Raw genomic sequence first — 14334 nt, 5'->3', positions numbered from 1 at the left:
GTTCTTGCCGTTTCCAGTGCTTTGGCCCTTGTCGGGGCAGGTCGGTTCCCGATGCCAAGCTTAGCCCGTTGGCGGCGATCGCGAACCGGCAAGGCAGTGCGTGCCCTGGTGATTGGCGCGGTGGCCTTGATGGGGCTGCTGTGGCTGGCCGACCGGATCTGGCCTTTGCCCATGCCCTCCGACGACCTGGCCCGGGTCGTGCTGGCCGAAGATGGCACGCCGTTGTGGCGATTCGCCGATGCCGACGGGGTGTGGCGCTATCCAGTCAGCCCCGAGCAGGTGTCGCCTCTATACCTGCAAGCGTTGCTGACGTACGAGGACCGCTGGTTCTACCATCACCTGGGCGTGAACCCGATGGCTTTGGTCAGGGCGGCGTGGTTGAACGCGCGGGGCGGCCGCGTGGTGTCAGGCGGCAGCACGTTGTCGATGCAGGTGGCGCGCCTGCTCGATCCCCATGATCGCACCGTGGCGGGCAAGTTGCGGCAGCTGTGGCGCACGCTGCAGCTGGAATGGCACCTGTCCAAGCGGGACATTCTGCAAATCTACCTGGACCGCGCGCCGTTCGGCGGCACCTTGCAAGGTGTTGCCGCTGCCAGCTGGGCTTATCTGGGCAAGTCGCCCTTGCACCTGACGCCGTCGGAGGCAGCCCTGCTGGCGGTGCTGCCGCAAGCGCCCAGCCGCCTGCGCCCTGACCGCCACCCCGAGCGCGCCGAAAGCGCGCGCAACAAGGTGCTGCAACGGTTGGCGCAGTATCGGGTGTGGCCCGAGCAGCGCCTGCGTGAAGCAGCTGAAGAACCGCTGGTGCTGGCACCGCGCCAGGAGCCGGCATTGGCGCCACTGCTGGCCCGCCGTCTGAACACCCCTGGTAGCCCGCCGTTGATCCGTACCACCGTGGACGCCGGGTTACAGCGCCGGCTGGAAGACTTGCTGCTGGGATGGCGAGCGCGCCTGCCGGAGCGCACGTCTGCCGCAATCCTGGTGGTCGATGCGCAGACCATGGCTGTACGCGCTTACTTGGGCTCGATCGACCTCACGGACGCCCGGCGCTTCGGGCACGTGGACATGGTGCGGGCGTTGCGCTCGCCTGGCTCCACGCTCAAGCCGTTTCTGTATGGCCTGGCGATGGATGACGGGCTCATTCATTCCGAGTCGCTGTTGCAGGACGTGCCACGCCGCTACGGTGACTACCGTCCGGGCAATTTTTCGAGCGGCTTCAGCGGGCCGGTGTCGGCCAGTTCGGCATTGGCCCTGTCGCTCAACTTGCCCGCCGTGCAGTTGCTCGAGGCCTATGGCCCGAAACGCTTCGCCGCGCAGCTGCGCATGGGCGGCTTGCCGCTGACGCTACCGCCGCTGGCCGAGCCGAATCTTTCGCTGATCCTGGGCGGTGCCGGTAGCCGCCTGGAAGACCTGGTAGGCGGCTATGCGGCCTTGGCCCGGGAGGGTAAAAGCGCCCAGGTGCGGTTGCAGCCCCAAGCACCCTTGGTGGAGCACCGGCTCTTGTCGCCGGGTGCGGCGTGGATCATTCGGCGCATCCTTGGTGGCCAGGCTCGGCCCGACCGCGATCGGCATGCCGAACTGGTACGTCGCCCCCAACTGGCCTGGAAAACCGGCACCAGCTACGGTTTTCGAGATGCCTGGTCGATTGGCGTCGGCCCTCGCTACCTGATCGGGGTATGGATTGGCCGGCCGGACGGCACCCCTGTGGCCGGGCAGTTCGGTCTGGCCTCGGCCGCCCCGTTGATGCTGCAAGTGCACGACCTGCTCAGCAACCGGGACAGCCAGCGCGGGTTCGAAGCCCCGGTGCAGCGAACGCCTGCCAATGTCGGGGTGGCGGCGATCTGTTGGCCTTTGGGGCAAGCTATGAGCCGCCAGGACGACAACTGCAGGCGCCAGCGCTTTGCCTGGACCCTGGACGGCACCGTTCCCCCTACGTTGCAGGCGGCCGATCAGCCGCTGGGCCTGGGTTTGCGCGAACACATCTGGGTCAACGACCGCGGTTTGCGCGTCGACAGCTCTTGCCCAGGCGCCCAGGCGCGCGAGGTGGCCCTGTGGCCCGCCCCCCTGGAACCCTGGTTGCCTCGAGCTGAACGGCGGGCTGCCCGTCTACCGGCCATGGATCCCACATGCCCACCGCAAGGTCCGGTCAGTGCCCCGCCGCTGGCCATCGTCGGTATTCGTTCTGGTGACCATCTGCGTCGCCCCGCCACCAGTGGTGAGCCGCTGCAAGTGCCAGTGTCGGCGCTGGGCGGTGGTGGGCGGCGTTGGTGGTTCCTCAATGGGCAACCGCTGGGGGAAACCCAGGGGCAGGACAGCCTGCTGGTGCGCCTGCCGCAGGCAGGGCAGGCCGAATTGAGTGCGCTGGACGAAAGCGGTGAGACCGCGCGGGTCGTGTTTCAGGTCAACGAGTAGTACGGCGGTGTGCCGGTGCCTTGGCACCGGCACCTGTCAGTGCGCCGTGAAGCGTTGATTCATCGGGGAGGAGCCTGGTGTCAGAGCCAATGCCAGTTGCGTGCGGTTGTGCATATGGGTCAGGCGCAACACCTGGGACACGTACAGTTTCACTGTGTTTTCGGTGATACCCAATTCACAGGCGATCTGATAATTGGTCTTGCCCTTGCCCACTAGCCGCGCCACCTCCAATTGACGGGGCGAGAGCTTTTCGAACACCGAGGGCAGCTCGGCCTCGGCTTCCTCCGTGTCGCCGGCGCGCCGGTGAGCCCCCTGCCCGCGGGCTTTTTCCAAGTCCTGATACAATTCGTCGACGGACTCTGCCAGATCCTGCAGGCGCTGATTGAGCCCACTGAGGTCGTGGAAACCGCGCTGACGTTCCTGCAGCACCTGCTCCTGGCGGCGTACCCCTTCGAGCAGCTCGTCAAGGTCCATCGGTTTCTGGTAGTAGTCCGCAAAGCCTTCGCGCAGCGCCCGAATGACGTCCTGCTTTTCGGCACGGCCGGTCAACATGATCGCCTCGAACATGCGCTGATTGCCGTCGATCTGCTTTAGAGCCCGCATCAGTTCGATGCCATCGCGTCCGGGCATGTGAAGGTCGCAGATGATCAGACCGATGGCTGGGTCGGCCTTATAGTGTTTTACCGCCTCATCCGTGGAGAGTGCCGATACGCAACTGTATCCCTTGGCTTGCAGGAACTCGCACAGCTGTTCGACGATGACCGACTGATCATCGACTACCAGCACTTTCATTTCACTTACAGGTTTGGACACGATCAACTCCCTGTGAATATACGGCCCTGCTCCCGGGCTAGACGCTCTGGCAGATTAAAAGTAGCCGTACCTCTCGTAGTTGTACAAGGTGTGTACAAGATTAGGGACCGCTGGTTTCTTCATTGGATCCATACAGCTGTCAGAAGGTAGCCAGCCAGCACATAGGGGACGAATGCCTGCTTGTCGCCCATGGCTTCGGTCAGGGCCTGCAGGCGTTTTTTCACCTTGGGGTTGAGCAGCGTCCATAAGCGCCTACGGGTAGTCAGCCAGATCAACAACGCGATCCCGGCCCCGATAAAGGTGCCGAGCACATGATCGGTGCCGGTAGCCAATGCCAGCGCGCCCATCAGTTTGACGTCATCGGCGCCGAAGTGGCCCAGCATGTAGCCGGGCAAGGTGAGGAGCATGACGATGGCCAGCCCCCAGCCTGCCGAGCTAGGGTCGGCGCCAAGCCAAGTGTGGCCGGTTGCGAACAGCCATAGCAGAGCCCCTACGGCCACACCCAGCGTCAATAGATCCGGGAGCTGGCGCTGGCGCACATCCTGTTCGGTACACAAGGCAAGCCACAGAAGAAGAACAATGCTTTGCATCGACAGGTCGCCTTTCCTGGTAGATGAACACTTACCCGTTCAGTCAGGTTTCCTTAGTCAAGATAGACCGGAACCTGCATGACGGCCGTGTGCCGCGAGGAAAAGGCGCTGGGAGAATGAGTTTTGTCGCAGTCGTCGTCTGTCGAGAGGGGCGGTCGGCCTCTGCCTGCACCCCGCCACGGGGCGAGGCAGGCAGAACATGCCCCGCTAGCGTTTGCTGCCAGGTGGATAATTGCCCAGCACCTGAGCCACCGTTTTTTGGATGGCTTCGTTGCGTTCCTGCGGGCTTGGCGGGTAGTTGTTCATGATCTGCTCGGCACTGCCGCGCCAGACCAGCTTGCCATCGCGCCCATCAAGCAAGTCGACCTGGATGGTGGCGACCTTGTAGTCGACGCTGCGGGTTTCGTTGTACATCGGCCCGCCCCAGTAACCTCCCCAATAGCCACCCCACCCGCCGCCGTAGTTGGTGGTGACCTGTTGCTGGCGTTGCTCCACTATCAGGTAGGTGCGCACGTTGAGGTCCGCTCGCGTGCCAGGGGGCGCTGGGCGTAGGCCACGCTGATCAAGCTGTTCGCTGACCGCCTGACGGATGCGCTGCTCGGTCAGGTCGCTCTTGATGCGTGGATCGTCAGGACGATATTGCAGGCCGGGCTCCTGCCAGGCCCAGTTGCGGTAGGCGGCAAAATCACGACTCGCGTCGTAGTCCTGCTGCACATTATGGCTTGAGCAGGCAGCCAGCAAGGCCGCGAACGACACGAGTAACAGGCGGCGAAACATGATGAATCTCCGTTAGGCGTTAACTGGGAGGATAGCCGCTGAGGGCCTTGCGCACGGCGTCGCGCACGGCATTTTCACGGTCTCGCGGTGAACCCTGGTCGTTGCCGCTTTCGGCGCTGGCGCTCCAGACGGCCTGGCCGCTGCGGCTGTCGTACAGGTCGATGCGCACCACCATGACCTCAACCTGATAGGTGCGCACCACTGGGGTACTGGCATAACCCCCAAAACCGTTGCGGTAACCGCCATAGCCTACGTTGCCGTAGGGCCCGTAGTAGGGGTCGTAGCCGTCGTAGTCGCGCACTTGGCGCAGGCGTTTCTCAAGGCGGATATCGGCGCCGACGAGCAGGTCGCCAACGCCGCTGCGGGCAGGGCGCAAGCCCTGCTGATCGAGCGCTGCGGCGACGGCATCCGCCAACTGCGCAGGATCGGCATTGGCCGAACCGCTGGGCAGGTGGCCGTCACGCCAGCTCCAGCTGCGGTAGCGGCCGTAGTCCCGTGTCGGTGCGGGGTAAGCGCTTGCGTCGAACGTGGTCGCTGCCTGAGGCGGGGCTGGTGGCAGTGGGCGGCTGCTGGCGACGTAGGGATTGGTGCCCTGGCATCCGGCCAGAACCAACGGCAGCAGGGCCAGTGGCAACAGACGGTACGGCATGCTTGCTCCTCACGGCAGGTCAACGTGGGCGACAGACCCAGTGCAGGTAGCGGCCCAGGCCGGCGAAACTCGGATGGCGGCGGTGAGCGAGCTCCATTTCCAGCAGGTCCAGCAGCTCGGCGCGGTCCTGAAATTCCTTGGGCATATAGTCATGGAAAACACGTATGCCACTTTCACTTTCGACCTGCCACAGAGGTTCAAGTTGCGCCCTGAGCGCCCGCGGATCAAGTGGTTTCTGCGGGGTAAGGCTCTGCTTTTCACCTTCGAGGCGATTGCTGCGCAGTTTGCGGAAGTGGCCCTTGAGCAGGTTGCGGTAGACCAGGGCATCGCGGTTGTAGAACGCCAACGACAGCCACCCTTCGGGGGCCGTGAGTTGATGCAGAACTGGCAGGATACTTTCCGGCTCAGCCAGCCATTCAAGTACCGCGTGGCACACGACCACGTCGTAGGGCTCGGTCAGCTCGCCCAGCAACGCTTGCCAGGGTGCCTGGATGAACGTTGCCGCCTGACCCGCTGCGGCAAAGCGGGCCCGTGCCCCTTCGAGCATGGGCTCGGCAGGTTCGGCCAGGGTAAGCTGGTGCCCGCGCTGGGCCAACCATAGCGCCATGTGGCCAAGGCCAGCACCGATATCGAGGATGCGCAACGGGCGATCCGGCAAGGCTTCGGCCAGGTCGGCCTGCAAGACTGCCAGCCTGATCGCACCCTTTGCGCCGCCATAGATCTTTTCGGCAAAACGGGTGGCCAGTTCATCGAAATGACGGTCGTTCATCGTGCGAAGCGCCTTTCACTGTCGGCCAGCTTGGCGCGCACCACCTGGTCCATGTCCAGCCCCAGTTCACTGCACAACAGCAACAGGTAGAGCACGACATCGCCTACTTCCTGACCGGCGTGGGCCAACTGTTCGGGTGGCAGGCGACGTGACTCGTCCTCGCTGAGCCACTGGAAGATTTCAACCAGCTCGGCCATTTCAACGCTGGCGGCCATGGCCAAATTCTTTGGGCTGTGGAAACGTTGCCAGTCATTGGTATCGCGGATTTGATGCAGGCGTTGAGTCAGTTCTTGCAGGTTCATCGGGTTCTCCTCATGGCGCATAGCTTCCGCGCAGGGCCGTTGCAAAGCAAGCTTCCCTGCACGGGGGCAGCACGCGCGAGTCAGCCCTGCAAGCAGGCCCAGCGGCCGAGCATATGTACCACGTCCGCCTGGCCGTCCAGGCGCAGTTCACCCACAGGGCCGGCCTGGCTGGCCCTGAGCACCACCTCCGAGGGCAAGCGCACGGGTTTGTGGAAGTCCACTTCGAACCAATAGCCACTGTGGGGCAAGTGCCCGTGCAGCGCGGCCATGGCCATGGCCTTGCTCCACATGCCGTGGGCGATGGCAGTGGGAAAACCGAACAGCTGGGCGCTGGGGGCGCTGAGGTGAATGGGGTTGTAGTCGCCGCAGACCTTGGCATAACGGCGGCCGATATCACTGTCGGCATACCAGCGCGTGACTTCAGGCAAGCTGCTGGCCTGATCCTCGGCCGTTTCTGCAGTTTCTGCAGTTTCTGCAGTTTCTGCCGCTTCTGCGGGGTCGCCGTCGAGCTTCAGCCCGCGCACGAGCATGCGGCTGGTTTCCCGCCAGAGCACGCCGATACCGTCCGCCGCCTCGGTGACCAGGTCGAACGTTCCGCCTTTGGGGTGGGGCTGCAGGTTGTCGGCGTGAACCGCCATGCGCAGCGACTCGATGCCCCCAAGCGGGCGAATGACGTCAATGCGGTTGTGCAGGTGGACCAGCCCCAGTAGCGGAAAGGGAAACTGCTCGGCGGTCATCAACTGCAGTTGCAGGTTGAACGCCATGATGTGCGGATACGTGGCAGGCAGCCGGCCATCGTCGACGAAACGACACAACTGCCGGTAGGCATGCAGTTGCTTGGGCTGAACCGCCAGGGTGCAGCGCAGCCCGTGCATAGGCAGTTGATCACCGGTGATGCGTCGTTTGCCCGCTGCGCGCAGGTACAGGCTGGCGCGGCTGGCGGGTTGGTGCAGGTCATGCCATTGTCGTTGCATGCTCAGGCCCCCATCAGTGCTTGGCCGCACACCCGCAGCACCTGGCCGCTCACGACACCGGAGCCAGGTTGGCTAAGCCAGGCGATGGCTTCGGCCACATCCTGGGGCTTGCCGCCCTGGCCGAGCGAACTCAGGCGTCGCCCCGCCTCGCGCAAGCCCATGGGCATGGCGCCAGTCATATGGGTCTCAATGAAGCCAGGCGCCACGGCGTTGATGCTGATGCCTTGCTCGGCAAGCGTCGGTGCCCAGGCCTGAGCCAAGCCAATCAGCCCAGCTTTGCTGGCCGCATAGTTGGATTGCCCACGGTTGCCGGCGATGCCGCTGACCGAAGCCAGCAGGGTGATGCGGGCGTCCGCGTGCAACGCGCCGTTATCGAGCAGGGCCTGGGTAAGCACCTGCGGAGCCTTGAGGTTCACCGCCAGCACGGCGTCCCAATATTCGGGGGTCATGTTCGCCAGGGTCTTGTCACGGGTGATGCCTGCGTTGTGCACCAGGATGTCGAGGCCATCGGGCAAGGCCGCCAGCAACTGTTCGGCGGCGTCACTGGCGCAAATGTCCAGTGCTAGCGCCTTGCCACCCAGGCGCGCAGCGAGCGCCTGCAATGGCTCGCTGGCCTGGGGCACATCGAGCAGCAACACGTCGGCACCGTCGCGGGCCAGGGTTTCTGCAATGGCGGCGCCGATGCCGCGGGCAGCCCCGGTGATCAGCGCACGCTTGCCGCTAAGCGGCCGTGTCCAGTCCTCCACCTGAGCCTGGCAGGGCTGAAGGCGCAGCACCTGCCCCGACACGAAGGCGCTCTTGGGTGACAGGAAGAAGCGCAAGGCGCCTTCGAGTTGAGATTCGGCGCCATCACCCACGTACAGCAACTGTGCAGTAGCGCCGTTGCGCAGCTCCTTGGCCAGTGACCGGCTGAACCCTTCAAGCGCACGCTGGGCGACGCTGGCCATCGGGTCAGCGACGGCCTCAGGCGGGCGACCCAACACCACGATATGGGCGCAGGGCGCCAGGTTGCGCAGCAGCGGCTGGAAGAATTCGCGCAACTGCGTGAGCGCATCGCTGTCGGACAAGTGACTGGCATCGAACACCAGCGCCTTGATCTTGGGGCCCAACCCGGCGACCCAGGGTTCGCACTGGAGGCCTTGGCCGTTGAAACCGTAAACCGCGTCGGTCAACCGCGCTGCGAGTGTTTCGACCTGGCGTGCCAAGGGGCCGCCGCCAAGGACCAACGGCCCGTCCACTGGCCGCATGCGGCCCGCTTCCCAGCGCTCCAGGGTGGCTGGACGAGGCAGGCCCAGGCTGTCGACAAGTTTGCGGCCGAGGCTTGAGTTGGCAAAACCAAGGTAGCGATCACTCATGGTGGGTCCTCCGAAAGCAAGTCTGACAGTGTGGACCAGGATTGTGGCCAGGTCGTTCGAATGCAGCAAAAACACCTAGGCTCTACGGATCAAATTGTTTCAGGAGGAACATGCGCATGCGCTCACTTCGCCGGGTCGCTATCTTGGGCGGCAATCGAATCCCATTCGCCCGTTCCAATGGTGCGTACGCCACCGCCAGCAATCAGGACATGCTGACTGCCGCACTCGAGGGGCTCATCGAGCGCTACCGCCTGCACGGCCTGCGCCTTGGCGAAGTGGTGGCAGGGGCGGTACTCAAGCATGCCCGGGACATGAACCTTACGCGCGAGTGCGTGCTGGGTTCACGCCTGTCGGCCTCGACCCCCGCCTATGACATTCAGCAGGCCTGCGGCACCGGGCTTGAAGCTGCATTGCTGGTGGCCAATAAAATTGCCCTTGGGCAGATCGACTGCGGCATCGCCGGCGGCGTCGACACGACCTCCGACGCACCCATCGCCGTGAGCGAAGGGCTGCGCCGAATGATGTTGCAGGCCAACCGGGGCAAGACGCTGGGTGACCGACTCAAGCCTTTTCTGGGCTTGCGGCCTCACCATCTCAAGCCGTCGCTGCCGCGCAACGGCGAGCCACGCACCGGGTTGTCGATGGGCGAGCACTGCGAACGCATGGCCAAAACCTGGCGCATTGGCCGGGACGAGCAGGATGAGATGGCGCTGCGTAGCCATCAATGCCTGGCACGTGCCTACGAAGAAGGTTGGCAGGAAGATCTGATGACCCCTTTTCGGTCGCTGACCCGGGACAACAACTTGCGCCCCGAGCTGACACGGGAGCAACTGGCCAAGCTCAAACCGGCCTTCGACCCCAGCGATGAGGGCACCTTGACGGCAGGCAACTCCACGCCGTTGACCGATGGCGCCTCGCTGGTGTTGCTGGGGACTCAGGAGTGGGCAGACCAACATGGCCTGCCGGTGCTCGCCTACCTGGTCGATGGCGAAACAGCCGCGGTGGATTTCGTCGACGGCCGCGAGGGCTTGCTGATGGCGCCCGTGTATGCGGTGCCGCGATTGCTGGCCCGCAACAACCTGACGCTGCAGGATTTCGATTACTACGAGATCCATGAGGCATTCGCGGCCCAGGTACTGTGCACCCTCAAGGCCTGGGAGGATGACCAGTACTGCCGGGACCGCCTTGGGCTGGATGCGCCGCTGGGGGCGATCGACCGTTCTCGGCTGAACGTGAAGGGCAGCTCACTTGGGGCAGGCCATCCATTCGCCGCAACGGGTGGGCGCATCTTGGCCAACTTGGCCAAGCTGCTGTCGACAGCGCCCCAAGGGCGAGGCCTGATCTCGATCTGCGCCGCAGGCGGGCAGGGCGTTACGGTCATCGTCGAGCGGTGAGCGTCGGTGTTGATCCGGCTGGGTGACCGAAGGTGGCCATCGAGCCGGATAACGCCGAGGGCGCCTGGGCTGTTAGGCTTGTCCGATCATCATGATAAGAAGTCGCCATGCCTGCCATCGGACATCCCCGTCCCATTCCAACGCTCGATTGCCTGCCTCGACCACTCTATGCCCGCGCCGAGCGACTGGTCGCCGGCTCGTGGACGACGTCGCATCAACACGACTGGGTGCAGTTTTCCTATGCCATCAGTGGCGTATTGGGGGTGTACACCCAGGCAGGCAGTTACTTCGCCCCGCCGCAATGGGGCGTGTGGATACCCGCGCAGGCCGAGCATGCGGTGTCCAGTTCGATGCAGGCTGAAATGCGCAGCCTCTACATACGCCGCGATGCCTGCCCTTGGGCGGCTGAGCGTTGCCGTGTGCTGGAAGTGACCCCCTTGGCCCGTGAGCTGATCAAGCAGTTCTGCCTGTACCCTGCACATTACCCAGAAGGCGATAGCGCACAGGCGCGTCTGGTCGCCGTGCTGCTTGACCAGTTGCAAGCGTTGCCAGAGGTGGCGTTTTCGTTGCCGCTGCCGCAACACCCAGGCTTGCTTGCCCTGTGCAATGGCCTGATCGCTGCACCGGAGCAGCCGCAGACCTTGCAGCAATGGGCGCGCGAACTGGGGTGTTCGGAAAAGACCCTGATGAGGTTGTTCCAGCGCGAGACCGGGTTGAGCTTTCGCAACTGGCGCCAGCGCATGCGCCTGCTGTCGTCCTTGACCGCGCTCGAGGCGGGGCACACGGTCACTGACGCGGCGCTGGGCTGCGGGTACGACTCGACCTCCGCCTACATCGCCGCGTTCAAGCAGCTGTTCGGTGCCACGCCAGGCGAGCTTAAACTCTAGCGGCTTACCTGGTGCGGCGCCCCGCGAGCCGGGTGAACGTGCACGCCCGATACATGCGAGGCTTTTGCCGTCAGGTACGGAACCTGCGGACCAGCGCGTCCAGCTCGTTGGACAGGCCGGCGAGGCTTTCGGAGTCCTGGCGGGCTGCCTGGGCCAGTTCTGCCACCAGCTGGGCATCGCCGTGGATCTGGCTGATGTGCCGGTTGATGTCCTCGGCTACTTGGTGCTGCTCTTCGGCTGCCGTGGCGATCTGCGTGTTCATGTCACGGATAACGTCCACCGACTCGCGTATTTGACCAAAGCTGTCGCGGGCCATGCCGATACGGCTCACCGATTGCTGCGAAACTTCGAGGCTGGCGTGCATTTGCGCCGCCACCTCGGCCGTACGCCCGGCCAGGTTGCCCAGCAGGCCGTCGATTTCGGCCGTGGAGTCGGCGGTTCGCTTGGCCAGGGCACGCACTTCATCTGCCACCACTGCGAACCCACGCCCTTGCTCACCGGCACGGGCCGCTTCGATGGCGGCGTTGAGCGCCAGTAGGTTGGTCTGCTCGGCAATGGAACGGATGGTGCCCAGGATCGACTGGATGGCGTTGCTGTCGCGCTCAAGCTGCTGAATCGACTGCGCCGACTGTTCGATCTCGTGGCTCAGGCGGTCGACGCTGCTGACGGCGGCATCGATCTGCTGCTGGCCTTCGCGCGCCTGCTGCTGGCCGCTGTCGGCCGACTGCGCCGCCTGGCTGCAGGAACGTGCGACCTCGTTGGCAGTGGCGACCATTTCATGGAAGGCGGTGGAGACCATGTCGACTGCCTCACGCTGGCGCCCGGCGGCCTCGGCCATGTCGCTGGACACGCGTGTCGAGCTGGTGGAGGTGTTGAGGATATTGCCGGCCGCGGCGCTGATGTGCTGGATAAGGCTGCGAATGGCCCCCAGGAACTGGTTGAACCAGCTCGCCAGCTGGGCAGTTTCGTCACGGCCGCGGATTTCCAGGTTGCGGGTCAGGTCCCCTTCGCCCTGGGCGATGTCCTCAAGCCCGTTGGTGACGCTGTTGATCGGGCGCACGATCAGTTTGGCGAAGGTGGCACCCACGACGGCGAACACGGCAGCCAGTACCAGCGCGACGATCCCGATCAGCCAGGTCAGGCGGGTGGTGGTCTGCATCACCTCGCGCTGCTCGATCAGCCCGATAAGCGTCCAGCCCAGCTGTTCGTCCGGGTAGATGTTGGCCATGTAGCGAACACCGTCCAGCTCGACTTCAGCCAGGCCCTTGCCGTGCTTGGCAAGCTCGGCGTAGCCGTCGCCGAAGCTCGCCAGTTGTTTGAAGTTGTGCGCGGTATCCCGTGGGTCTACCAAGACGTTGCCGTTATTTTCGACCAGCAGCAGGTACCCACTTTCGCCCAGCTTGATCTGCTTGACGATTTCGGTGAGGCCTTTGATGGAAACGTCGACGTTGACTACGCCGCCAGGGTTGCCCAGCTGGTTGGCCACGGCACGCACGGTGCTGACCAGTACGGCATCGTCGGCGGCCCAGTAGTAGGCACCGGTGCGCAGGGTCTTGCCAGGGTTGGCCATGGCCAGCTGGTACCAAGGGCGCGTGCGCGGATCGTAGTTGACGAACTTCTGCCCTGCCGGCCAGCCGACGTAGCCCCCGTCGGCGACCCCGTAGGAGAGGTAGGCATAGGCAGGATGAGCATTGGCCAGGCTGGTCATGAACGCCAGAATCTTGCTCGATTGCTCGCCCAGCTCGTAGGAAGGCGTGGCGCTCGTGTACTTGGTCAGCTCGTTGCCAGTGGCCGCCACCAAGGGTTGCGAGGCCATGTACTCCACGTTCTGGCTGATGCCTTGGAAGAAGATGTTCATCGCGTTGCTGACCTGACGGATTTCTCGACTGCTGCTGTCGAGGAAGCCGTCCCTGGCCTCGCCGCGTAGGTTGAGTACCACCAGGGTGGCCACCAGCACGATGGGCAGGGCGGCGATGATCGCAAAAGCCCAGGTCAGTTTCTGTTTGATGCTCATCGGCGCTCCCGAATTATTGTTGTCGACACATGAGGCAGGTACCTAATGCATCGGCAGCAACCGAATTTTATGTAGGAAAACGCCCGTAATTATTGGGCGAAGTCGCTATTGATGCCTATTCGGTCGCGTTTGGACGGGTATGCCCTATGAGCTTGGTTGCACGGGTGCCGGGAATGCTCAGCGGCAGCAGCGCCCCGGCGCTTCGTTGGCCAGTTCCTTGAGAATCGGGCAGTCCGGGCGGTCATCACCGTGGCAGCTGGAAACCAGCTCGACCAAGGTGTCGCGCAGGCTAAGCAGTTCGTCGATACGTTTGTTCAACACATCGATATGCTGGTTGGCCAGTGCTTTGACATCAGCACTGGCTCGCTGCCGGTCCTGCCACAAGGTGAGCAGCTTGCCGACCTCCTCGAGGGAAAACCCCAGGTCTCGCGAGCGCTTGATGAAGGCCAAGGCGTGCAGGTCGGCAGGCTGATAGATCCGATAACCGCTGTCGCTGCGCAGGGCAGGCTTGAGCAGGCCGATGGATTCGTAATAGCGGATCATCTTGGTGCTGAGCCCGGTCCGGGCCGCCGCTTGGCCGATATTCATGGTGCCTCCTGATCGAGGGCGGGCTTCCAGGCCTTGAGCAACAGCGCATTGCTGACCACGCTGACGCTGGAGAGCGCCATGGCCGCGCCGGCCATGACCGGGTTGAGGTAACCGAAGGCAGCCAGCGGGATGCCGACGAGGTTGTAGATGAACGCCCAGAACAGGTTCTGGCGAATCTTCGCGTAGGTTCTACGGCTGATTTCGAGGGCTGCCGGCACCAACCGCGGATCCCCGCGCATCAGGGTGATGCCGGCGGCCTGCATGGCCACATCCGTGCCACCGCCCATGGCGATGCCAATGTCTGCAGCCGCCAATGCCGGTGCGTCGTTGACGCCGTCGCCGACCATGGCTACGGCACCACCCTGCTTGAGGGTCTCCACGGTGGCGGCCTTATCCGCTGGCAGCACCTCGGCGTAGACATCGGTAATGTCGAGGGCGGCCGCCACGGCCATGGCGCTGCCCCGGTTGTCGCCTGTGAGCAGGTGGCTGCTGATGCGCTGGCTGCGCAGCGTCTGGACCGCCTGACCGGCTCCGGGCTTGAGGCTGTCACCGAATGCGATCAAGCCAAGCACGCTGGGCGAAGTCCCGCGCTGGACGAGCCAGGACAAGGTGCGCCCTTGTGCTTCCCAGGCGTCAGCCGACGCGGCCAGTTCGCCGGGTGCCAGGCCAAGGTCTTGCAGCAGGCGGCGATTGCCCAGTGCCAGGTCACGTCCATCGACACGCCCGGCAATGCCGCGGCCGGTCAGGGATTGGCTGTCAGTTACCTCGGGCACCCGCAGGCCACGCTCGGCGCAGGCGTCCAGCACGGCCTTG

The 14334-nt window shown here is 64.2% G+C and carries 14 protein-coding genes and 1 pseudogene; 3 read left to right on the top strand and 12 right to left on the bottom strand.

What is annotated here, in order from left to right:
• Positions 1 to 51: 51 nt before the first annotated feature.
• Positions 52 to 2409, top strand: a complete 2358-nt coding sequence (gene pbpC, locus B2S33_RS13245) for a peptidoglycan glycosyltransferase PbpC (RefSeq protein WP_288650460.1) — start codon at positions 52 to 54, stop codon at positions 2407 to 2409.
• Between the two features lie 36 nt (positions 2410 to 2445).
• Here the strand turns inward: pbpC and B2S33_RS13240 are convergent, their stop codons facing one another.
• The 8 genes from B2S33_RS13240 to B2S33_RS13205 all read right to left on the bottom strand — a co-directional run bounded on the left by B2S33_RS13240 (position 2446) and on the right by B2S33_RS13205 (position 8638).
• Positions 2446 to 3201 carry a response regulator gene (locus B2S33_RS13240; protein WP_414707722.1) on the bottom strand — a complete coding sequence of 252 codons (756 nt, stop codon included), beginning with the start codon at positions 3199 to 3201 and terminating at the stop codon, positions 2446 to 2448.
• A gap of 140 nt (positions 3202 to 3341) precedes the next feature.
• On the bottom strand, positions 3342 to 3812 hold the full coding sequence (locus B2S33_RS13235) for an A24 family peptidase (RefSeq protein ID WP_023535174.1): 471 nt from the start codon (positions 3810 to 3812) through the stop codon (positions 3342 to 3344).
• Between the two features lie 207 nt (positions 3813 to 4019).
• A complete protein-coding gene (locus tag B2S33_RS13230; RefSeq protein ID WP_028687892.1) occupies positions 4020 to 4589 on the bottom strand; it encodes a DUF4136 domain-containing protein in 570 nt (189 codons plus the stop codon).
• A 19-nt stretch (positions 4590 to 4608) separates the two neighbouring features.
• Positions 4609 to 5238, bottom strand: a complete 630-nt coding sequence (locus B2S33_RS13225) for a DUF4136 domain-containing protein (RefSeq protein ID WP_104926551.1) — start codon at positions 5236 to 5238, stop codon at positions 4609 to 4611.
• A 19-nt stretch (positions 5239 to 5257) separates the two neighbouring features.
• Positions 5258 to 6007, bottom strand: coding sequence for a methyltransferase domain-containing protein (locus B2S33_RS13220; protein WP_028687894.1), 750 nt, complete (start codon positions 6005 to 6007; stop codon positions 5258 to 5260).
• Positions 6004 to 6309: a MazG-like family protein gene (locus B2S33_RS13215; protein WP_023535180.1), complete on the bottom strand. Its 306-nt coding sequence runs from the start codon at positions 6307 to 6309 to the stop codon at positions 6004 to 6006. The genes B2S33_RS13220 and B2S33_RS13215 overlap by 4 nt, the downstream gene beginning before the upstream one ends.
• An 80-nt stretch (positions 6310 to 6389) precedes the next feature.
• Positions 6390 to 7283, bottom strand: coding sequence for a MaoC family dehydratase (locus tag B2S33_RS13210; RefSeq protein WP_288650458.1), 894 nt, complete (start codon positions 7281 to 7283; stop codon positions 6390 to 6392).
• A gap of 2 nt (positions 7284 to 7285) precedes the next feature.
• Positions 7286 to 8638 (bottom strand): 3-oxoacyl-ACP reductase, encoded by a 1353-nt coding sequence (locus tag B2S33_RS13205; RefSeq protein WP_049695392.1) that lies wholly within the window; start codon positions 8636 to 8638, stop codon positions 7286 to 7288.
• Between the two features lie 116 nt (positions 8639 to 8754).
• On the opposite strand from B2S33_RS13205, the gene B2S33_RS13200 reads away from it, so the two are divergent.
• Positions 8755 to 10032, top strand: a complete 1278-nt coding sequence (locus tag B2S33_RS13200; protein WP_145280782.1) for an acetyl-CoA C-acetyltransferase — start codon at positions 8755 to 8757, stop codon at positions 10030 to 10032.
• Between the two features lie 107 nt (positions 10033 to 10139).
• Positions 10140 to 10919 (top strand): AraC family transcriptional regulator, encoded by a 780-nt coding sequence (locus tag B2S33_RS13195; RefSeq protein ID WP_027915180.1) that lies wholly within the window; start codon positions 10140 to 10142, stop codon positions 10917 to 10919.
• A gap of 70 nt (positions 10920 to 10989) precedes the next feature.
• On the opposite strand, the gene B2S33_RS21620 is transcribed toward B2S33_RS13195, so the two are convergent.
• The 4 genes and pseudogenes from B2S33_RS21620 to B2S33_RS13180 form a co-directional block, all read right to left on the bottom strand.
• Positions 10990 to 11718 (bottom strand): methyl-accepting chemotaxis protein, encoded by a 729-nt coding sequence (locus B2S33_RS21620; RefSeq protein WP_371920049.1) that lies wholly within the window; start codon positions 11716 to 11718, stop codon positions 10990 to 10992.
• Between the two features lie 129 nt (positions 11719 to 11847).
• Positions 11848 to 12735 (bottom strand): annotated as a pseudogene (locus B2S33_RS21615) (cache domain-containing sensor histidine kinase); the annotation flags it as partial.
• A gap of 375 nt (positions 12736 to 13110) precedes the next feature.
• Positions 13111 to 13521 carry a Cu(I)-responsive transcriptional regulator gene (gene cueR, locus B2S33_RS13185; RefSeq protein WP_027915182.1) on the bottom strand — a complete coding sequence of 137 codons (411 nt, stop codon included), beginning with the start codon at positions 13519 to 13521 and terminating at the stop codon, positions 13111 to 13113.
• Positions 13518 to 14334, bottom strand: an 817-nt coding sequence (locus B2S33_RS13180) for an HAD-IC family P-type ATPase (protein ID WP_288650456.1), incomplete at its 5' end; no start/stop codon positions are given. The genes B2S33_RS13180 and cueR, both read right to left, overlap by 4 nt.

Source organism: Pseudomonas sp. UBA5568 (assembly GCF_002425525.1).
Taxonomy (GTDB): domain Bacteria; phylum Pseudomonadota; class Gammaproteobacteria; order Pseudomonadales; family Pseudomonadaceae; genus Aquipseudomonas; species Aquipseudomonas fulva.
The sequence above is the reverse complement of the archived record's forward strand: the minus strand, read 5'-3'. Positions and strand labels throughout refer to the sequence as shown.